16 protein-coding genes and 1 tRNA gene are annotated in these 21,328 nt (G+C 43.3%); 12 read left to right on the top strand and 5 right to left on the bottom strand.

Annotated features, from left to right (window positions below):
- Positions 1 to 2: 2 nt before the first annotated feature.
- On the bottom strand, positions 3 to 587 hold the full coding sequence (locus P3L47_RS11495; protein WP_277780866.1) for an RNA polymerase sigma-70 factor: 585 nt from the start codon (positions 585 to 587) through the stop codon (positions 3 to 5).
- 192 nt (positions 588 to 779) lie between these two features.
- Here P3L47_RS11495 and P3L47_RS11490 point away from each other — a divergent pair, with 192 nt between their 5' ends.
- From P3L47_RS11490 to P3L47_RS11450, 9 genes are all read left to right on the top strand, one after another.
- A complete protein-coding gene (locus tag P3L47_RS11490; RefSeq protein ID WP_277780865.1) occupies positions 780 to 1,592 on the top strand; it encodes a FecR family protein in 813 nt (270 codons plus the stop codon).
- Positions 1,585 to 1,785, top strand: a complete 201-nt coding sequence (locus tag P3L47_RS11485) for a FecR domain-containing protein (RefSeq protein WP_345799045.1) — start codon at positions 1,585 to 1,587, stop codon at positions 1,783 to 1,785. Before P3L47_RS11490 ends, P3L47_RS11485 begins: the two co-directional genes overlap by 8 nt.
- Before the next feature lie 258 nt (positions 1,786 to 2,043).
- A complete protein-coding gene (locus tag P3L47_RS11480; protein WP_122360835.1) occupies positions 2,044 to 5,346 on the top strand; it encodes a SusC/RagA family TonB-linked outer membrane protein in 3,303 nt (1,100 codons plus the stop codon).
- A 12-nt stretch (positions 5,347 to 5,358) separates the two neighbouring features.
- Complete coding sequence (locus tag P3L47_RS11475; RefSeq protein ID WP_122360836.1) at positions 5,359 to 6,882, top strand: SusD/RagB family nutrient-binding outer membrane lipoprotein; 1,524 nt, start codon at positions 5,359 to 5,361, stop codon at positions 6,880 to 6,882.
- A gap of 13 nt (positions 6,883 to 6,895) precedes the next feature.
- The gene (locus P3L47_RS11470; RefSeq protein WP_277780863.1) at positions 6,896 to 7,933 is read left to right on the top strand and encodes an endonuclease/exonuclease/phosphatase family protein; all 1,038 of its coding nucleotides are present in this window, start codon (positions 6,896 to 6,898) and stop codon (positions 7,931 to 7,933) included.
- A 120-nt stretch (positions 7,934 to 8,053) separates the two neighbouring features.
- Entirely contained in the window at positions 8,054 to 10,096 is a 2,043-nt protein-coding gene (locus tag P3L47_RS11465; RefSeq protein ID WP_277780862.1) for an endonuclease/exonuclease/phosphatase family protein, read from the top strand.
- Between the two features lie 19 nt (positions 10,097 to 10,115).
- Positions 10,116 to 11,186, top strand: coding sequence for a metallophosphoesterase (locus tag P3L47_RS11460; protein ID WP_277780861.1), 1,071 nt, complete (start codon positions 10,116 to 10,118; stop codon positions 11,184 to 11,186).
- Positions 11,187 to 11,268: 82 nt separating this feature from the next.
- Positions 11,269 to 12,171, top strand: coding sequence for an alkaline phosphatase family protein (locus P3L47_RS11455; RefSeq protein ID WP_277780860.1), 903 nt, complete (start codon positions 11,269 to 11,271; stop codon positions 12,169 to 12,171).
- Positions 12,172 to 12,178: 7 nt separating this feature from the next.
- Complete coding sequence (locus P3L47_RS11450; RefSeq protein WP_277780859.1) at positions 12,179 to 13,174, top strand: metallophosphoesterase family protein; 996 nt, start codon at positions 12,179 to 12,181, stop codon at positions 13,172 to 13,174.
- Between the two features lie 74 nt (positions 13,175 to 13,248).
- Here the strand turns inward: P3L47_RS11450 and P3L47_RS11445 are convergent, their stop codons facing one another.
- On the bottom strand, positions 13,249 to 16,206 hold the full coding sequence (locus P3L47_RS11445) for a PEP/pyruvate-binding domain-containing protein (protein WP_122360842.1): 2,958 nt from the start codon (positions 16,204 to 16,206) through the stop codon (positions 13,249 to 13,251).
- Between the two features lie 436 nt (positions 16,207 to 16,642).
- Between P3L47_RS11445 and gdhA the strand changes: the two genes are divergently transcribed.
- Positions 16,643 to 17,977: an NADP-specific glutamate dehydrogenase gene (gene gdhA / locus P3L47_RS11440; RefSeq protein WP_075556310.1), complete on the top strand. Its 1,335-nt coding sequence runs from the start codon at positions 16,643 to 16,645 to the stop codon at positions 17,975 to 17,977.
- 63 nt (positions 17,978 to 18,040) lie between these two features.
- On the top strand, positions 18,041 to 18,523 hold the full coding sequence (locus P3L47_RS11435; protein ID WP_075556309.1) for a ferritin: 483 nt from the start codon (positions 18,041 to 18,043) through the stop codon (positions 18,521 to 18,523).
- 55 nt (positions 18,524 to 18,578) lie between these two features.
- Here the strand turns inward: P3L47_RS11435 and ruvC are convergent, their stop codons facing one another.
- Both ruvC and P3L47_RS11425 read right to left on the bottom strand, forming a co-directional pair.
- On the bottom strand, positions 18,579 to 19,139 hold the full coding sequence (gene ruvC / locus P3L47_RS11430) for a crossover junction endodeoxyribonuclease RuvC (protein WP_075556308.1): 561 nt from the start codon (positions 19,137 to 19,139) through the stop codon (positions 18,579 to 18,581).
- Positions 19,132 to 19,449: a DUF4286 family protein gene (locus P3L47_RS11425; protein WP_075556307.1), complete on the bottom strand. Its 318-nt coding sequence runs from the start codon at positions 19,447 to 19,449 to the stop codon at positions 19,132 to 19,134. Before P3L47_RS11425 ends, ruvC begins: the two co-directional genes overlap by 8 nt.
- A gap of 81 nt (positions 19,450 to 19,530) precedes the next feature.
- Between P3L47_RS11425 and P3L47_RS11420 the strand changes: the two genes are divergently transcribed.
- Positions 19,531 to 19,604 (top strand) — tRNA-Ala (locus P3L47_RS11420).
- Between the two features lie 135 nt (positions 19,605 to 19,739).
- Here P3L47_RS11420 and P3L47_RS11415 read toward each other — a convergent pair.
- Entirely contained in the window at positions 19,740 to 21,314 is a 1,575-nt protein-coding gene (locus tag P3L47_RS11415; RefSeq protein WP_075556306.1) for a sulfatase family protein, read from the bottom strand.
- Positions 21,315 to 21,328 lie beyond the last annotated feature (14 nt).

Raw genomic sequence — 21,328 nt, 5'->3', positions numbered from 1 at the left:
TGTCAGACAATTCTGACTAAGGCCATCAATAACGGCAGATAGTCTTTCAGTTCGACACGGAGAAGTTTCAGGGCTTGCTGAATGCGGTAATCGACTGTTTTAGAAGAGACATTCAGTTTTTCTGCAATCTCATTATACGTCAGATTCTGAAACCGGTTCATTTCAAACGCTTCCCGATAGCTTTCCGGCAAACGGGACAAAGCAGCTTCAATATTCCTCGCGAGTTCTTCCACTACGTAAAAATCGGGATCTTCATACTGAGCCTGCATATTCACGGACAGGGTTTCGACTATCCGCTGTTTCAGTTCGTTCCGGTTGATCAATGTCAGGCATCTGTTCTTTACTGCTTTGAACAAATAGTTTTTGGGTGACGTTTCTATCACCTGCATAGAGCTGTTCTCCCAAAACCAAACCATTACATCCTGCACGATCTCCTGCCCGTCATCAAAATCGACAAACCGTTTGGCATACGCACATAATAAAGGATAGTAACGCATAAACAATACATCAAAAGCCTTCACATCACCCGCCTGGATTCTTTGAAAAAGAACCTCGTCATTTGTATTATCCGTGAGTGTTGAAAGCATATAATGGTATGTTAATTCCTGTAAGACTTATGTATGTATCCGTGCAAAAATAGTATTTTTAAACCTATTGACCTATTACAACCCGATTAAGTTTTCAGTAAGATCGAACAAATAGAAAAATTTATTATAAAAAAGTGCATTTTCGTTTAGGAGGTTTCCCGACTCGTTAGTCTTAATTATAAAAGAGACAAAATGGATACACAAAAACATATAGATGAACAACTTCTTTTGGACTATTTTTCCGGAACACTCGCACCTGCCCAAAAGCAAGAAGTCGAGTCCTGGATACAAGAATCAGAGGAAAATAAAAAGATGGCACGGGATATCGAGTATATCTATTTTGCCACGGATACACTCAATACGATTAAATCAGTGGACTCTACCCTGGCATTGGGAGAAGTGAAGGAGAGGATTAACAGAAAAGGGAATAATAAGCATTCGTTCATTTTCTGGCTGCAACGGATCGCCGCTATTCTCGTTATACCTTTATTGATCAGCACGCTCTACTTTGCAACTAAACAAGATCCGGTCGAATTTATCGAAATCAGAACAAATCCGGGTATGGTTGCAGCCGTTAATCTTCCTGACGGCAGCAAAGTGTGGCTAAACTCCCGCTCTTATCTGAGGCATCCGCAAAAGTTCACAGGAGATACACGAAGCGTTGAACTGGAAGGGGAAGCTTATTTCTCCATACAAAAAGATAAGTCGAAGCGATTCATCGTCAACACACCATTTAACCTGAAAGCCGAGGTTTTAGGTACTGAGTTCAATATGGAGGCTTACAAAGAAAGCAACAAGGTGATCACCACTTTAGTCTCCGGTTCCGTCAGACTCTCATTCCCCAATAAGGATAACACGGAAGAGACGCTGATCATGAAACCCAATGAAGAAATCTCCTATAATTCGAAAACAAAAGGCATTAGCCAGAACAAACCTTATCTTCCCACGCTAACAGCCTGGAAAGACGGCTTGGTTATCTTCAGGAACACGACTTTTATTGAATAAACGATTTAATACCGAGTTCATCGTAAAAAATGACCTACTGTATGAAAACTCGTTTACCGGAACTTTTGACGGACAACATCTTCATCTTATACTCGAACATTTCCGTTTATCATCGGGTATTCAATATAAGTTTGTCGACCCTGAAACAGGAACAGATAAAATATCAGAAAAAACTATTGTTGAACTCTATTAAAATCACAGAAGTATGAACAACCTAAATTCAAGTACTAAAATGAAAACATTCGAACCTCCCTAAACAAAACATACGGGAAAATATTGGCGTATTTCCCCGTATGAAAACCTACTGTTAGCTTGTTTGGCGACAAGCTGCCAGCAAATGAATTTTTTTAACTCTAAAATCACTTACAAATCTATGACAAATTATTTTAGCATCCAACACTTCAGGATGGTGAATTCATCGTTTATTATCCTGAAAAAAATACCATTATGTATGAGACTCACCGCAATAATGTTATTTGTATGCATCGGACTGGCATATGCCTCCGACAGTTACAGTCAATCTGCGACATTAACTCTGAACGTTAATAACAAGACAGTACAAGAGGTCTTGGACGAAATTGAAAAACAATCTGAATTCCATTTCTTCTACAACAACAAACAGGTAAATACCAACCGTGTCGTTTCCATTAAAAGTAACAAGAAGAATGTCTTCAATGTATTGGAACAATTATTCAACGGAACGGATATCAGTTATAAAGTTTTGGAGAAAAGTATTATCCTATCTCACAAAGAAGTGCTTAGTGAAGCAACCATACAACAATCGATTAAAAATATCTCAGGGACAATAACTGATTCTAAAGGAGAACCGATCATCGGGGCTAATGTGATAGAGAAAGGGTCTACCAACGGAACTATCACGGATATAGACGGAAAATTCAGTTTGTCTGTACCCAATAAAGCTATATTAGTCATTTCCTATATCGGATACGTCACCAAAGATATACAGGTAGGAAGTAACTCTGTTTTCAATATTCAGCTTGAAGAAGATTCACAGAACCTACAGGAAATAGTTGTTACGGCTTTAGGTATCAAACGAGAAGAAAAGGCATTAGGATATGCCGTGCAGAAAGTCAGCGGAGAAAGTCTGAATACAGTAAAATCAGTTGATGTAGGAACTGCTTTAACCGGAAGGATCGCAGGTCTGAATGTACAAAACAGTACAGAATTCAATCAAGCACCCAAACTTCTTTTAAGAGGTGAAGAGCCTTTATTAGTAATCGATGGAGTGCCTTATAACAATATGGAATTAAGTGATATCGCTTCTGACGATATTGAATCGGTGGACGTATTGAAAGGAGCCACAGCTTCAGCCCTCTATGGAGCCAGAGGCGGACACGGTGCAGTGATGGTCACAACTAAAAGAGGAAAAGAAGAAGGATTAAATATCAGTGTCAACAGTAACACAATGTTCAATGCCGGTTATTTAAAATTACCGAAAGTACAGACATCTTATAGCTCCGGAGGTGGTAGTACCTATGGTGTAGGCGATTACGTATGGGGAGATAAACTGGATATAGGACGTACGGCAGAACAATATAATCCTTATACTTACCAATGGGAAGAGCAGCCGCTTGTCTCAAAAGGGAAAAATAATCTGAAGAACTTCACCGAATTGAGTTTAGTGACAAACAACAATATCAGCATTACCCAAAAAGGAAAATACGGAAGTGTCAGAGCCTCTTTTACCCATGTATACAACAAAGGTCAGTATCCGAACTCTAAAATGAATAAGATCACTTATTCCGTTGCAGGAGATATGAAATGGAATGATTTTTCATTCGAAGGAGGAATTACCTATAACAAACGTCTGGTTCCGACAGATATGGGTGCCGGCTATGGCGGAGGTGGCTTTCTTTATAATCTATTGGTTTGGTCGGGGGCAGAATACGACATCCGGGATTATAAGAACTATTGGGTAAAAAAAGATGTACAACAAAACTGGATGGATAAGAATTGGTATGACAATCCTTATTTTATCGCCAACGAAATCACGCAATCCAGTTACTATGACATTGTTAATGGCTTTATGTCTGCCACATACGATTTCACCTCCTGGTTAAAATTATCTATTCGGTCCGGTATCGACTCTTATTCAGAAAAGAAAGAGTGGCAAAATCCAATCAGCGCTCTAGGAGGATGGAGCAAGAAAGGATATTACGGATTAAAAAGATTGGGAGGTTTCAGTATAAACAATGACGCTATATTATCAGCCAATCATACTTTCGGAGATTTTGCTGTAGATGGTTTCGTCGGTGGAACAATCTATTATCTTCAAAATGATAATGTATTGAATGAAACACAGAACGGACTGACAATTCCAGGTTTTTACTCATTAAAGGCAAGTGTAGATCCGATCAAGGTGAGTAGCGAATATAAGAGAAAACAAGTAAACAGTATTTATGGAAAAGCATCTGCATCCTGGAAAAGTACGGTATTCGTCGACGTGACAGCCCGTAACGACTGGTCGTCGACCCTGAATAAAGATACACGTTCTTATTTCTATCCGTCCGTATCAGGAAGTGTCGTATTATCACAATTCATTCCTATGCCGGAACAGATCAATTTCTGGAAAGTAAGAGGATCGTGGACACAAACCAAAAAAGACCTGGATATTTATGATACAAACAATACCTACACTGTCGAAACAAATGTATGGGACGGATTAAATTCCGCTTATTATCCGGAAATGTTGAGAGGAACAACAGTGAAACCCTCTGCTTCCCGTTCTTACGAAATCGGTACAGCTTTCAGCTTATTCCAAAACAGGTTAAGAGTAGATGCAACCTATTATAATACATTATACTATAACCTGACAAGCGAAGCCAAGATCAGTCCGACCAGCGGATTTGAAAAAACATTGATCAATATTGAAGAAGAGCAAGTCAGAAAAGGCGGGGAAATCACTCTATCGGGTGACATCATCAAAACAAAAGATTTTGAATGGAACTCAACATTCAACTGGTCTATGGACCGATACTATTATGCCAAAGTGGATCCGGTATATTCTTCTCAGTACCCGTGGGTAAAAGCCGGAGAACGCTGGGACTGGATAGATGATGTATACGATTATGAACGCGATCCGCAGGGAAATATCATTCACGAAGCCGGATACCCGGTACTGAGCAAATACAAATCAGTTGTAGGCTATTCAAATCCGGACTGGATATGGGGCTTTTCCAATACAGTACACTACAAAGGATTCACGCTGAATGTGACCTTCGACGGACGTGTCGGCGGCAAGGCTCACTCTGTTACCGACCAGGCACTTTGGAATTCAGGAGCACATATTAAGTCTGACAACAAATGGCGTTACGACGAGGTGGTAAACGGTAAGAAAAATTATATCGGTCCTGGTGTAATGATCGTATCCGGAAGTGTTGATTATGACTCTAATGGTAACATCACCCGCGACGACCGCGTATTTGCCCCTAATAACAAAGAGGTATCATACGAAACCTATACATTAAATTATAACCCGTATATCGGTTCGCTAAGAACTCAGAATATCTTTGATCAGACATTCTTTAAACTGCGTAACTTATCGCTTTCATACACTTTACCCAAAAATATCTGCGGAAAAGCCGGAATGAAAGGAGCTACTATCGGATTCGTAGGACAGAACCTCTTCCTTTGGACGAAAGAGTTTAAATACTCTGACCCCGACAGAGGAGAAGAAAAACTGAACTCCCCCTCTATGCGTTATCTTGGATTCAATGTTAAATTAGACTTTTAAAAAAGATTGAAAATGAAAAAATTAAATCAATATATTATCTGTTTATTTTTACTCCATGTCTTTCTGACATCCTGTAACAATTTTGACGATATCAACACCAATCCGAATGCTGCAAATAATGCGACACCGGCACTGTTGGCAACCAAGTTATTGCTCAATATCACTAAAACAGGAGGAAGTAAAAACTTTGTATACGATAATTTCCTCAGCAAACAACTGGCTTGGGGCGAAGGGATGGAAAGTTATCAGTATAACTGGTTCGAACGCACTGATTTTACCGATTACAAAGTGCTGACAAACTGCGCTAAAATGGTCGAACAGGCATCCGATGATCAAAAAGATGCTTATCAGGGACTTGCCTATTTCATGAAAGCATACAAGCTGTTTTACTTCTCACTGGAAGTAGGAGATATTCCTTACTCGGAAGCATTGCAGGGCGAAGTAGATAACATCAAACCCAAATATGACACTCAGAAAGAGGTGATGCTATCTATCCTTGACGACTTGGATAAAGCCTACGAATCGTTCTCCCTGGCAAATAATTTCGAGGGAGATCCTATCCTGAAAGGGAACACAGACAAGTGGAAAAAAACGATCACCGCTTTCCGCCTGAAAGTACTGATCAATTTATCCAAAAAGGAATCTGATCCCGACCTGAAAGTGAAAGAACGCTTTGCCCGCCTTGTTTCATCAGCTACATTGATGGAGTCGAATGATGACAATTTCCAGTTGGTTTATGCCGATAAAGCAAATCAAGTATATCCATTCCATAACACACAAACCAAACATGCCGGCTATTCCATTATGTCCAGCACAATCATCGATGTGTTTAAAGAATATAAAGATTACCGCCTGTTCTATTATGCAAAACCAGCCAAAGTAAAAACAGACGAGGGTATCGATGCTTCCGAGTGGGATGCTTACATCGGTATCAATCCCGCCCTGCCGTTCGAAAACATTAAAAGCGATTATTCCAAAGGTAAATTTTCCGGATTAAATGCTCGCTATACCGACCTTCCTAGTGGAGAACCTCTCATCAGAATCGGATACGCGGAACAAAATTTCAATCTGGCAGAAGCTGCTTTACGCGGATGGATTTCCGGAGATGCCTCTGTTTATTATAAAAAAGGTATTGAAGCCAGCATGAACTTCATAGTCGACAAAACTCCGGACGATGTAAAATACCATTATGGCAGAAAGCTGACTCCTGAAGTAATAAGCGACTATCTGCAATCGCCTGCTATTCAGCTAGGAAGTGATAAAGAGGATAACATCAAAAAAGTATTGACCCAGAAATACCTGGCTTCCTTCCTCCAGCATCCGTATGATGCGTACTACGACTACCGCCGTACCGGTTATCCGGTATTACCGATAGATCCGAATACGAATCTGAATACAAACAAGAACACGATTCCTTTGCGTTGGATGTATCCGATGACAGAATACAGCTTTAACAAAGAGAATGTTGATGAAGCCGTAAAGCGTCAGTTTAACGGTGTGGACGATATAAATAAAGCGATGTGGATTCTACAATAATTGAAGAAACGGAATGAATATAAGATACTATTTATTAACATTGATCCTGTTCACCTTTACCATAAGCTCTTATGGTAAAGGGAGACAGATCTCTGTCCTGCAAATGAATATCTGGCAGGAAGGGACCATGGTACAGGGCGGATTCGATGCCATCGCCAACGAGGTGGTCCGCCTTAAACCCGATATTGTACTACTCAGTGAAGTGAGAAACTATGACGGGAAACAATTTATCCCCCGCATCCTTCAAGCGATCAAGGAAAGAGGTGAAGAATATTATGGAGAAAGCAGCACACTGGATGTCGGCATACTTTCTAAATATAAGATTACAGACCAACATCCGAATTATCCGTTAAAGAACGATGCCGGTTCGGTACTGAAAGCGACAATAGAGATCGGAAATAAGACAGTTGTCGTCTATTCGGCCCATCTGGATTATACCCATTATGCCTGTTACCTGCCGAGAGGTTATAGCGGAACAACCTGGAAGAAACTCGACAAACCTATTCTTAATAACGATGAAATTCAAAAAGCGAATAAAGAATCGTTGCGAGATGAGGCAATCGAAGGGGTAATCGTTGATGCGATGAAAGAAAAGGCGAAAGGCAACCTCGTTCTTTTAGGAGGTGACTTCAATGAACCGTCGCACCTGGACTGGATGGAAAACACAAAGGATATACGGGACCATAACGGAACTGTGATCCGTTGGGATTGTTCCGTTCTATTAACAGAGAACGGTTTTAAAGATGCTTTCCGTGAGATTTATCCCGACCCTGTCACCCATCCGGGATTCACATTTCCCTCTGACAATACAGGAGTTGGAACTGAGAAATTATCGTGGGCTCCGGATGCCGACGAAAGGGACAGGATCGATTTCATCTATTTCATTCCTGACAAACGATTAAAAGTGAAAGGAGCTTCGATCGTCGGTCCCTCCAAATCTATTTTGCGGGGAAAACGTGTGGAAGAGGATAGTAAAGACAAATTCATCCTCCCGGCAGGAATATGGCCTACTGACCACAAAGCGGTACTGGTCACATTCGACTTAAAATAAACGACACGAACTATATTAACCTTATATTATAAAATATTATTAAGGGATGGGAGAAATCCCATCCCTTTTTCACACAAAACAGTTACCTTTGAGGGTATAAAACACATTATTCTAAGTATCATGAAATATTTATTTATCCTATTCTTCCTTTATTCTACATGGATCACATCTGTTGCACAATCTACTCCCCGTAATCTAGCCCTTCACCTGGATGGAAAAGACAATAACGTCCGTACCGGCATCGGTTTCCTGACTGGCTCATGGACCCTTGAAGCGTGGATCAAAGGTGATGATAATTCCTGGAAAGACCTGGAAGTCATTTTTGGAGGTGGCGAATATAGCCTGACAAACAGGGCGGATTATCTGCCGTTGGTCATTGAGAAAGGAAGGCTTCATAGCACTTGGCCCGATCTATGGTCGGAAGAGGTATTGGATAATCAATGGCACCATGTAGCAGTAAGCTGCGACGGCGTTACCACCCGCCTTTTTCTGGACGGAAAAATTGTCGACAGTAAAACAACAGCCATGTCGGTTCTACCCGGAGCATTGGGAGTAAATGAAGATGAACCGACCACTTTCGGAGGACTACTGGATGAAGTTCGTATCTGGAACTCAGCCATACCGACAGAAACACTGAAAGAATGGATGGGCAAACCCTTAGAACCTAATCATCCTCAATTTAAAACACTGGTTGCATATTACAACTTTGACGATGGTATAGAAGATGTTTCAACCAACTGGGTGGGTAAAGGAGACCAGGCATACCATATCCGAAACGGAAGAAATCAATATAAAGGATCCAGTCCCATGGCATATACGGTGGTCAATGACAATCCCAAATTCATTCAACCCGTTAAGCAACAAGAATTATTCAATGCTGTTGTGATAGACAGCGAATGGGATGTGGATCAGGGAAGTTTTGATGACCAGATTCTTAAACTTAGAATTGCCGTAACCGGAGATCAAAAACCATTACGCTTGACTGAGCTAGAACTTGATTTGTCCGATGTAACCGCATTATCGGACTTATCTCAGATACATATTTATCATACGGGGAAAACAGCCCGGTCAGGTATTAAAACAGAGCTATTCGGCCAGGGAGAAACCCCTAAAAAGAGAATGGTATTCAAAGATGAGCAAGGTGCTTTGACATTGACACCCGGCATCAATTACCTGTTAGTTACAGCAGACATAACGGAAAAGGCCCATGTCGGCAATAAGATCAAAATATCCGTTCCTTCTTTCAAGCTGGGAGAAACAACTTATATACCGGAAACAAGCGAAAGAAACATTGATAAAAGGATCAGTGAAAGTAGTAAAAACAACCCCGGTATTATAAAAGTCCTGCAATGGAATATCTGGCATGGAGGCAATCATGTCGGAGATGACGGTCAGGCACGCATCATCGATCTTGTGAAAGCGACAAATGCTGATATCATCACTATGCAAGAGGGGTATGGCAGTCAGAAACGTATTCAGGATTCATTGGGATATTATATGCAGACACCGTCACTACAAGACAATCTCGTTCTTTTCAGCCGATATCCTATAACAGAGATACCGACAAAAAAAACATTCAATTCCAATCCTGTTAAATTAACACTGCCCGGAAACCGTCCATTGTTAGTCAATGCCTGCTGGCTGCGTTATGCTTATCAACCGGAATATTCCTGTAACTATCCTTGTATCGGACATAATACCTCAACATGGGTTGCAGAAGATGCCGCCCGGGGATTGGAGGACATGAAATACATTTTGGAAAAAGATACAAAGCCCTACCTGACAGAAGATGATATGCCTATTATCATAGGAGGCGATTTCAATTCCTGCAGCCATCTGGACTGGACCCAAAAGGCAGCCCCTATCCATTTTGGCTACGGTCCTGTTCCTTTTCCTATCTCCTTATATATGCAGGACGAAGGGTATAAGGACAGCTTCAGAGAAATAAACCCGGATGAAGTGACTCGTCCGGAAGGGACCTTTGCTGTTATTTACGGTCATCTGCAAGTTAGTCGGATCGACTTCCTTTATTATAAAGGGAACAATATCCGCGCAGTCTCTTCCAAAATCATAAAAACAACACCGGAGATAGACGACGTATGGGCTTCCGACCATGCAGCAGTCCTGACTACATTTGAACTGACGCCTCCTTCCGACAAATAATACATTAAACTAAATACACATGAAAAAAAGATTATTCTTATCCGTCATCGCCTTACTGAATCTGATGACAATGAATGCACAGGTACAGCCTGTACAACCTAAATTAACGGACGACCAGTCATTCTCCATGATCTTGTTGCCCGATCCCCAAAGCTACATCAAGTTCGATGTCAACCAGCCGTTGTTCGAACTGATGACCGCATGGACAGCCAACAACAAAGAAAGACTAAATATCGAAGCCGTCCTATGTACCGGCGACCTGGTTGAACAGAACGAAATCCGTATACCGGACGGCGTGAACGGCAACCAGACCAGCGAAGAACAATGGAAAGCGGCCTCGCAGGCTTTTGCCCGGTTGGATAATAAATTGCCTTACGTTATCTGTACCGGCAATCATGACTACGGATACGAAAAGTCGGAAAACCGTTTATGCCGTTTCCCCGCCTATTTTCCTTCGGAAAGAAACTCCTGCTGGAGAAAATCACTGGTAGAAGTGGGAAACAACTATCAGGATATCCCTACACTTGAAAATGCAGCATACGAATTTGACACGAAGACCTGGGGCAAAATACTGGTTATCTCCCTGGAGTTCGCACCACGTGACGAAGCCATCGAATGGGCAAAGACTATCACCGAAAAGCCGAAGTATAAAGATCACAAAGTTATTCTCCTAACCCACTCTTATCTCGCCTGGAACGGCAAACGCCACATAAAAGAGAACTACAAAGTATCTCCGGCTAATTACGGGGAAGCCATTTGGCAGAAACTCGTATATCCCTCTTCCAACATCTGTATGGTGATCTGCGGCCATGAATGCGAGATAGCTCCTTTCAAGGACAATGTTTCTTTCCGTGTGGATAAAAATGCAGCCGGTAAAGAGATTCCACAGATGATGTTCAACGCCCAAACGGCCGACGGTTTCTGGCATGGCAACGGTGGCGACGGCTGGTTGCGTATCATGGAATTTATGCCGGATGGTCAGACAATTAAGATAAAAACGTTCTCCCCACTTTTCGCTATTTCGCCGACAACAGCCGATAAATCCTGGAGAACCGAGTCGTACGACCAATTCGATATTACTATAAAATAATGATAAAAGAAGCTATGATAATTAGATATTCGTACCTATTTTACATACCTTTGATGTACTAATACAAAATTAAACACATATCATGAAAAAAAGAAACTTATTACTTTTTATGGTTTTAACCATTTTCACCGTTAGTTCGGCTTTTGCCGCCAAACCAAAAGCAAAACACGTAGTCTGGATCGGCCTCGACGGCTGGGGAGCTTACAGTGTAGAAAAAGCGGAGATGCCCGTCACTAAACAATTTATGAAAGACGGTTCTTATACGTTGAAGAAACGTTCCGTACTGCCATCTTCCAGTGCTGTGAACTGGGCCTCTATGTTCATGGGTGCGGGTCCAGAGATCCACGGATACACAGAATGGGGATCAAAAACACCAGAACTGCCTTCACGCGAACTAAATAAACACGGCATTTTCCCGACAGTTTTCCAATTGCTTCGCGATGCTCAGCCGGATGCGGAGATCGGTTGTCTTTACGACTGGGATGGCATCAAATATCTTGTCGATACCCTGTCTATGAGCTATCATGCACAAGGTCCCGACTATAACAAACAGCCGACCGTATTATGCGAAATGGCCGTTAAATACATCACCGAGAAAAAGCCGACCCTTACAATGATCGCTTTTGATAATCCGGACCATGTAGGACATGCCGACGGACACGACACTCCCGCTTACTATGCTAAAATCAAAGAGTTGGACGGTTATATCGGCCAGATTGTCGACGCAGTAAAGAAAGCCGGCATGTACGATGATACGATTTTCATCATCACAGCCGATCACGGTGGCATCAACAAAGGACATGGCGGCAAGACTATGCAGGAAATGGAGACTCCTTTTATCATCGCCGGTAAAAATATCAAAAAAGGATATTGCTTCGATGACATCAGCATGATGCAGTTCGACTGCGCTTCTACCGTTGCTGAAATCTTCAACCTGAAACAACCGCAAGTTTGGATCGGACGTCCGATGCCGGTATTTAAATAAATAAATGATGAAACAGATATTATTTAGCATGTTATTCCTGTTGGGCGGCTTACTGAACGGTAACGCCCAGCAACCGTCACTGAAATTCAATAAAGACGGAAGATTCAAGATCGTACAATTTACGGACGTACATTATATCCATAACAATCCGAAATCGGCAATCTCTGTTGAAAGAATTAATGAGGTATTGGATGCAGAAAAGCCGGATCTGGTACTCTTCACCGGTGATGTTATCTACGGAAAACCTGCCGAAGAAGGTATGCGCACCATACTTAACCTGGCAGCCCAACGCAAAATACCTTTCGGTATGACATTCGGTAACCATGATAACGAGCAAGGACTGACACGTACGCAGCTGTTCAATATTATCCGGACAATCCCTTATAACCTGACAGACTCAGTAAAAGGTGTATCCGGAGCCAGCAACTACATCCTGCCGATCAAATCGTCGAATGGAAATAAAGATGCAGCCATAATTTATTGTATGGACTCTCATTCGTATTCACAGATCGAAGGGATCGGCGGATACGATTACATCAAGTTCGACCAGATTCAATGGTATCGCGACAACAGCACTAAATTCACAAAGCAAAACGGTGGAACGCCGGTTCCTTCATTGGCATTCTTCCACATCGCTTTACCGGAATACAATCAGGCTGCATCTGACGAAACTGCTATAATGGTAGGAACACGTAAGGAAAAGGCTTGTGCACCGCAACTAAACTCCGGCCTGTTTGCTTCCATGAAAGAAATGGGAGACATCGAAGGCGTATTTGTCGGTCACGACCATGATGACGATTATGCTGTCTACTGGAAAGGTATCTTATTGGCTTACGGCCGTTATACCGGTGGCGACACGGTTTATAACAACCTAACCAACGGTGCCCGCGTGATCGAAATGACAGAAGGAGAAAAAGGTTTCAAGACCTGGATCCGGCTGAAAGATAACGAGATCATCAACAAGGTGAATTATCCTTCGGACTTTATCAAGAAGAAAGACTGATACGCCATTGCGTCATAAAACAAAAAAGTCCTCTCTGCTTGATGCATGAGAGGACTTTTTTGTTATATACTATCTTATTCCGGCTTCAGCACCACACCCAGGCTCTTCTTTCCATCCATCTTTATGACGATCGGCTTGTCGAAACGAACATGGCGCAGATACTCCGTATCCTCGACAGCCGGTAAAGCATTCAAATACGCTTCATCGAACCAGCCGTCGCCTTTGAAAGGATTGATTGTGAAGTAACCGACACCGAAAGAAGTCAGGTTCTGGAAGAAATGCGTTCCCTGGCTCGGATCGACACGATAGTTCTCCAAACCACATTCCACTATCACACGGGCATTGCTGATATGCGGCCATTTTACCGGAATACCCAGCCAGGAGTCGCTGCTGCCCCAACGTCCGGGACCAACCAAGACATAATTCTTCTCCTCTTCCGTGAAACGACGGTTCAGCTTCTCTATCTCATAAGCAATCAACTGATTGTTTGAAGAATTGAATGCACCGCTCTTCACATAGATAATATCCTGTACATCCGTCACGATGCCATGCCCCAACACGCTGGTTGAAGAAAGAATCGTTTCCTCATTTTCAACCTCCGTCAAGTCTTCATCCATGATCTCTTTGTTATCGACGATCGGGCGGATCTGAAGCAGATAGAAAGTAGCCTTGTCGTGATTGGCAGGATCGACATTTACGGCAAACTCTATCTCGACCGGACGACCCATCTCTTCCTGACCGATACGAAGCAACTCATCCAGCGTCCTAGCCAGCGGGAATACATCGTGCTGCAGAATATTGACAAAAGACAATATCTTCCGTCCTCCGGGATAATAACCGTCACGGATAATCTGATCATACGGGTCGTAGGTTGATACGATATATTTTAAAGAGCCGTCCGCATCCGCATCTTTCAGGCTCAGACGCAGGAGGTTAAAAGAATCGTCGATAGAGAACTGCTGTGCCAGGTTCTCCAGATCGAGCGCATAGAAGCGGGTTTGCGTCTCACGAAGCGCGAAATCCATCGAACTCATCTGCAGGATACTGTGCGGATGGCGCGGAGAGAAACGCAATGTCTGACCGCCGTCCACAATATATTTACCCAAGCCCAAAGCGATATTGGCAATACCGTCTTCCGCCGTCTCGTTGCCGATCGGGTAGAAATTAAGTGAACGCGCCACACCGGAAATGGTCGGATAGAAATGATCGTTGTAACGGTTGCCGACTACTTCCTGCAGAACGATCGCCATCTTCTCCTGGTCGATCAGGTTGGACGTGGCAGTCATATACGCCTTGCTGTCCCTGTAAAAGACAGAAGCATACACCGCCTTGATCGCATCGCTCAACAGGCGAAGCATTTCATATTTATCTTCCAGCCGCGGAACCATATAGGTAGAATAAATTCCGGCGAACGGCTGGTAATGCGAATCCTCCAGCAGACTGGACGAACGGACGGCTATCGGGCTTTTCACCACATCGAAGAAAGCCATCAGGTCATCGATCAGACTGGCGGGCAGACTGGCACGAAGGAAGTATTTCAGAATCGTATCGTCATCCGCATCGCCCAGCGCAACAGGCAGAAGCTCGTTCGTCTCCATAAACTCATCGAAGATATCGGTACAGATCACCACTGTCTTCGGGATATTCGTATTGAAGTTCTCCGTCTCCAACTTCGGATAGCGTTTGACCATCGCCCCCATAAAGGCAAGACCTCTACCCTTTCCTCCCAGCGAACCGTCGCCGATACGGGCAAAGTTACTGTACTCGTCGAAACGATCCTTCTGATAGATAGCCACCACTCCGGAGTTCTTCATCCGACGATACTGCACGATCAGGTCGAAAATCAGTTTACGAGCCTCATCCATATCTTTATAATCGCTCACATCGACTCGCTTCAGAATCTCAGCCGGCGGGAACATGGCACGCGAATAGAAGAAACGGGAGAAATGATTACGCGAAAGATGATAAACCAGTGAATCGTCCGGAATCTGATACACTTTCCTCTGCAAGTCCTTCAAATCCTTGATACGCATAATCTCTTCCTTCGTCTGCGGATTAAGTATCACGAAATCGCCGAAACCAAAACGCTGCATAATCTTCTTACGCAGGTCCTGTGGGTAACTCTTGGAGTTCTTGTCGATAAACGACGCTCCCAGCTCCTTCGCATATACCTTATTACTCGATTCAGAAGACTCAAGCACGAAAGGAATAATCAGCCCTGTCTTACGAACATACTGCCCGAACTTATACCCGGCATAAGGATCTTTCACCCCATTGTGCATAAAACTCATATCCGACACAATACCAAGCATATTGTCCCGATACTGGTCAAAAATACGAACGGCCTCTTCATAAGTTCGCGCCAGCTTGATTTTTGGACGACCACGCATACGGAGCGTCTGCTGGTGACCGTTCAACGCCTCTTTAGCAAACATCTGGCTCTGCTCCAGTACAAACTTATATAAATGTGGCAAAGCAGAAGAATAGAAGCGTATGGAGTCTTCCACCAGCAAGATAATCTGTACGCCGACACTTGCCGTATCATCCGGTGCATTCCACTTGTCTTCAATCAGTTTAATAATAGCCAGCAACAGTTCGGCATTGCCCAGCCAGCTGAACACGTAGTCGATCGCGCTCAAATCTTCATTGGCGATACGCTTGGAAACCTCCTTCGAAAAAGGAGTCAGCACCACGATAGGGATATTCGGATAATGTATCTTGATTTCCTTTGCCGCCGCAAAAATATCACGGTTATCCATATTCGGCATACAGATGATCAACTCAAAATTACGATCTTTCAATTCGGCAAGCGCCTCCTCTTCCGTCGTCACCTGGGTAAAACGGGGAGGATAACGAAGACTGAGTGAAGTATATTCATTAAATATCTGTTCATCCACCCGTCCGTCGTCCTCCAACATGAAGGCATCGTATTTCGTGGCAATAAGCAGTACATTATATATACGCTTATTCATTAGATTGGCGAATGATGTGTCTTTAAACACAAGGTTCTGAAAGTCCGGTATTCCGCTCATAACGATTTCATAGAATTATTGCGCCCAAATGTAAGGAAAAAATCACTTGGGATGCCGCCTATTGGCATTTTTCTCCCTATATTCTATCATTTTCCTGCTTACATTTTAATATTTAACTCCCTTACTTTTATACTTTCCGGCAAGCTTGAAATTAATTTGAGGCTAGCTCAAAATTAATTTCGTCCATGCTAAAAATTAAATTCGAGCATGCTCAAAAGTAAAAAAAGTCATGATTCGAATATTAAAATATGCTTATCCGCACACTAGAATGTAAGCACATGAACATTAGTCGGAAAGCACAAAAGAAATACCAGTCCGAATACATGCATCAAAAACATATAATTCACTATCAAAAAGAAAGCAAAACCCTTGGTCAGTCCATAGAATTCGCTACATTTGCCTACACATTGTTATTCCTAAAAAAGCAAGAAACGCTATGAAGACAGAAGTTATTTTATCTGCACTGGAAGCAAAGCACCCGGGCGAAAAAGAGTACTTGCAAGCCGTGAAAGAAGTTCTTTTATCAATAGAAGAAGTTTATAACCAGCATCCGGAATTCGAGAAAGCCAAGATCATCGAACGGCTGGTAGAACCGGAACGTATTTTTACTTTCCGTGTACCCTGGGTAGACGACAAAGGTGAAGTACAAGTCAATTTAGGATACCGCGTACAATTTAATAATGCGATCGGCCCGTATAAAGGAGGAATCCGTTTCCATCCGTCTGTAAACCTTTCTATCCTTAAGTTCCTGGGATTTGAACAAACATTCAAAAATGCACTGACAACCCTGCCGATGGGTGGCGGTAAAGGCGGTTCAGACTTTGCTCCCCGTGGAAAGAGCGATGCAGAGATCATGCGTTTCTGCCAGGCTTTCATTATGGAACTGTGGCGTAACCTGGGTCCGGATCGTGACGTTCCGGCAGGTGATATCGGCGTAGGTGGACGCGAGGTAGGTTATATGTATGGAATGTACAAGAAACTGGCTCGTGAAAACACTGGTACTTTCACCGGTAAAGGCATGGAGTTCGGAGGTTCTATCCTTCGTCCGGAAGCTACCGGCTATGGTGCTCTCTATTTCGTACATCAGATGCTCGAAACACATGGAATCGATATAAAAGGAAAAACAGTAGCCGTTTCCGGTTTTGGAAATGTGGCTTGGGGAGCGACAAAGAAAGCTACCGAACTGGGTGCTAAAGTCGTAACGATCTCCGGTCCGGACGGATATGTGTATGATCCGGACGGTATCTCAGGCGATAAGATCGAGTACATGCTGGAATTGCGTAACAGCGGTAACGATATCGTGGCACCTTATGCCGACGAATATCCTAACGCAACTTTCTATCCCGGCAAGAAGCCTTGGGAACAGAAAGTGGATATTGCCCTTCCTTGCGCTACCCAGAATGAGCTGGATGCCGACGATGCCCGCAAGCTGATCGAGAACAAGACCTTATGCGTTGCAGAAGTCTCCAACATGGGATGTACGGCGGAAGCAGTCGATCTGTTCATCGAACACAAACAGTTGTTTGCTCCGGGTAAAGCCGTTAACGCAGGCGGTGTAGCTACTTCCGGACTTGAAATGACGCAGAATGCCATGCATATCTCCTGGACTGCCGAAGAAGTGGATGCCAGACTGCATCAGATCATGGGTGCTATCCACGAGCAATGCCTTGCTCACGGTAAGGACGGCAATTATGTGAACTATGTGAAAGGTGCCAACATTGCCGGCTTCATGAAAGTTGCCAAAGCTATGATGGCGCAAGGTATTGTATAATAAAGTATGGCACACTTTTTGTAATTACTTTTATACAAATACAACTCAATAAAAGTAAACATTATGATCTTAAGTAGGAACTTATCAAAAGCTTTCAATGAACAGGTAGAAGCAGAAATGTGGTCTTCAAACCTGTACCTGTCAATGTCAATCTATTTCCAAAAAGCAGGCTTGAACGGCTGTGCGCACTGGATGAGAAAACAGGCAGAAGAAGAAATGGAACATGCCCACAAGATGATCGATTTCGCTATCGACCGCGGGGGTGACATCACTATAAATCAGATTAATGTCGTTCCGACTGCATGGGGTACTCCGCTGGAAGTATTCGAACATGTCTACAAACACGAAGTGCATGTATCAGAGTTGATCGACAAGATGGTTGACATCGCCGAAGCCGACAACGATCATGCTGCCAAAGACTTCTTATATGGTTTCGTTCGCGAACAGGTAGAAGAAGAATCATCGGCAAAGGCTATTGTAGACCAACTGAAAATGTATGGAGAACATCATGCAATTCTTTTGGATCATAAGCTTGGCAAAAGATAATTTCTTTCCATAATAAAGAAACTCCGATCCTTGGTTTAACAGGGACCGGAGTTTTTTATTTCCTCACCTTACCGGGATTCTTTGCCATAAAGTCTTTCCAGCCGGTATACTTCTTCTCCGAGATAGGATTATTCGTCTGGAAATAATGACATACAGCGGCTGCCAATCCGTCGGTCGCATCCAATTGGGGTAACATCGACTCTTCGGGAATATGCAGGAAACGTTGTAGCATTCCTGCCACTTGTTCTTTCGCTGCATTCCCGTTACCGGTAATAGACATTTTGATCTTCAACGGTGCGTATTCGAAGATCGGGATTTCCCGTTCCAAAGCTGCCGCCATGGCAACGCCTTGTGCTCTTCCCAGCTTCAGCATACTCTGCACATTCTTTCCGAAGAACGGCGCCTCGATTGCCAATTCGTCAGGATGATATTGGTCGATAAGCGCCAGTACACGTTCGAATATCTTCTTTAAGCGCAGGTAATGATCTTCGTACTTGTTCAGTTGCAGTACGCCCATAGCCTCAAGTTTAGGTTTATTCCCTTCGATCTTCAGGACACCGTATCCCATCACGATCGTTCCGGGGTCTATACCTAATATAACACGGTCTTTAATCATTCTCCCAGTCTATTTCTTCCAGTAAGGTACTGAACCCAACGATCTTGGTTCCGAAACGTGTAATCAACTCCTGTTGCAGGGCACGGCCTTCCGATTGCATCCAGTATTCCAGTGTCTCCGGATTCTTTACATGGAACTGCACCGAGTAACTGCTCGCATCCTCAGTCTCATCCTGTAAGATACGGCGTAAGTAAGGTGTTCTTAAAAATCCGCTGGCTGCAGCACGAGGTATATAACTCTTTTTCAGATATTCTATGCACTCAGTAAGGATATCATTCTCTATATTGAATGTTGTATTATAAACGATCATATTCTTTTTCTCCAAATTTCTTACACAAAGATAGCGAATATATCAGGAAAACCTCTATATTTGCACTCGAAAACCAACCCCGGGGCATTAGCTCATCTGGCTAGAGCGTCAGACTGGCAGTCTGAAGGTGATCGGTTCGAGTCCGATATGCTCCACGGAAAAGCACACACGCAGAGGTTCACTGATAAAGTGAGCCTCTTTTTTTGTATTTAATCTGATAATAGATAAGAAAACAAAAAGAGGATGCCCACTCAGGGACATCCTCTCACATTTATTTTACAGTTATAAAATCAGCTCTTCTTTGCCAGTTCTGATTCGATCGGGTCGTCGTACTGTTTCTGCAGCTTGTGAAGTTCGTCCATCAACTGCTTGGTTACTTCTTCCGTACCCGGTTTGTTATAGAGGTTATTCATCTCCATCGGGTCGTTTTGCAGATCATACAATTCCCATACATCGATATCGTCGTAGAAATGCATTAACTTATAACGATCCGTACGTACTCCGTAATGACGTTTCACCATATGTTCCGCAGGGAATTCATAATAATGGTAATACAAAGAGGTACGCCAGTCTTTCGGATGTTCGCCTTTCAGCAACGGCAGATAAGAATCGCCCTGAATGTCTTCCGGTATCGGAGCACCGGCCAGTTCCAGGAAAGTAGCAGCATGGTCGATATTCTGAACCATTTCAGGTATATCACCCTTTATTCCACCCGGATAACGAACCAGCATCGGTGTACGGAAAGATTCTTCATACATGAAACGTTTGTCGAACCAGCCATGTTCACCCATATAGAAGCCCTGATCTGAAGTATAAACAATGATCGTATTATCCAGCATGTCGTTCTTTTCCAGGTAATCCAGTACGCGGCCCACATTGCGATCTACAGAATGGATCACACGAATATAGTCGAGCATATACTGCTGGTATTTCCACTCTGCCAACGCTTTACCGGAAAGTTTCTTTTCCTTGAACTCCTTGATGATAGGATCGTAATGTTTATCCCAGGCAGCCTTTTGTTCAGCATTGAGCTTGTTGTACATTGCACGGCCGGCCTTTTCCAGTCCCGGATTAGAATGGATCTCATTCTCTTTGTCGGCCAGCTTCAAGTCATAGACAAGGTCCATATCCTTGATGATGCTCATTTCCTGTTGGGAAGCAGCGATTCTACCTTCATACTTGTCATAGAATGTTTCCGGAATAGGGAAAACAACGTCCTTATACAACTCCAGGTCGCAAGTATCGGGCATCCAGGTACGGTGCGGAGCCTTGTGATGCAGGAGCAGGCAGAACGGTTTCTCCTTATCCCTCTTTTGATCCAGCCAATCGATTGCCAGATCGGTCGTTATATTGGTGGCGTATCCTTCAATTTGTTTCTTCTCACCGTTGTCGATGAAATACGGATTGTAATAGTCTCCCTGTCCGGTCAGGATATTCCAATAGTCAAATCCGGTCGGATCGGAAGTAAGATGCCATTTACCTACGACAGCAGTCTGGTAACCAGCTTGCTTCAATAATTTAGGGAACGTCTGCTGTGCACCGTCGAAAGTATGTGTGTTGTCGGTAAAGCCATTTTTATGGCTATGCTTACCGGTCAGCAAACAAGCACGGCTCGGGCCGCTTAACGAGTTGGCAACAAAGCTGTTGGTAAAACGGACCCCTTCTTTGGCGATACGGTCAATATTAGGTGTCTCGATGAACCGGTTATCGTACGCACTAATCGTTTGGTACGAATGGTCATCACACATGATGTAGAGGATGTTCATCGGCTTTTTGTTCTCCTCTTTCTCCTTGCAGGAGGGCAGCGATGCCAACATCGCTGCTCCTGTTAAAGAAAATAATACTGTAGATCTAACGTTTTTCATATATCTTGCTTATA

The sequence above is a fragment of the Parabacteroides chongii genome, from assembly GCF_029581355.1.
GTDB lineage: Bacteria > Bacteroidota > Bacteroidia > Bacteroidales > Tannerellaceae > Parabacteroides > Parabacteroides chongii.
This window is presented reverse-complemented; position numbering and strand designations above follow the sequence as displayed.

Excerpts from the sequence above, each read along its gene's own strand:
- P3L47_RS11465 (WP_277780862.1), top strand. The coding sequence starts at position 8,054 with ATGAAATATTTATTTATCCTATTCTTCCTTTATTCTACATGGATCACA.
- P3L47_RS11475 (WP_122360836.1), top strand. The coding sequence starts at position 5,359 with ATGAAAAAATTAAATCAATATATTATCTGTTTATTTTTACTCCATGTC.
- P3L47_RS11490 (WP_277780865.1), top strand. The coding sequence starts at position 780 with ATGGATACACAAAAACATATAGATGAACAACTTCTTTTGGACTATTTT.
- P3L47_RS11460 (WP_277780861.1), top strand. The coding sequence starts at position 10,116 with ATGAAAAAAAGATTATTCTTATCCGTCATCGCCTTACTGAATCTGATG.
- P3L47_RS11480 (WP_122360835.1), top strand. The coding sequence starts at position 2,044 with ATGAGACTCACCGCAATAATGTTATTTGTATGCATCGGACTGGCATAT.
- gdhA (WP_075556310.1), top strand. The coding sequence starts at position 16,643 with ATGAAGACAGAAGTTATTTTATCTGCACTGGAAGCAAAGCACCCGGGC.
- P3L47_RS11455 (WP_277780860.1), top strand. The coding sequence starts at position 11,269 with ATGAAAAAAAGAAACTTATTACTTTTTATGGTTTTAACCATTTTCACC.
- P3L47_RS11425 (WP_075556307.1), bottom strand. The coding sequence starts at position 19,449 with ATGATCGTTTATAATACAACATTCAATATAGAGAATGATATCCTTACT.
- P3L47_RS11445 (WP_122360842.1), bottom strand. The coding sequence starts at position 16,206 with ATGAGCGGAATACCGGACTTTCAGAACCTTGTGTTTAAAGACACATCA.
- P3L47_RS11495 (WP_277780866.1), bottom strand. The coding sequence starts at position 587 with ATGCTTTCAACACTCACGGATAATACAAATGACGAGGTTCTTTTTCAA.
- P3L47_RS11435 (WP_075556309.1), top strand. The coding sequence starts at position 18,041 with ATGATCTTAAGTAGGAACTTATCAAAAGCTTTCAATGAACAGGTAGAA.
- P3L47_RS11470 (WP_277780863.1), top strand. The coding sequence starts at position 6,896 with ATGAATATAAGATACTATTTATTAACATTGATCCTGTTCACCTTTACC.
- ruvC (WP_075556308.1), bottom strand. The coding sequence starts at position 19,139 with ATGATTAAAGACCGTGTTATATTAGGTATAGACCCCGGAACGATCGTG.
- P3L47_RS11415 (WP_075556306.1), bottom strand. The coding sequence starts at position 21,314 with ATGAAAAACGTTAGATCTACAGTATTATTTTCTTTAACAGGAGCAGCG.
- P3L47_RS11450 (WP_277780859.1), top strand. The coding sequence starts at position 12,179 with ATGAAACAGATATTATTTAGCATGTTATTCCTGTTGGGCGGCTTACTG.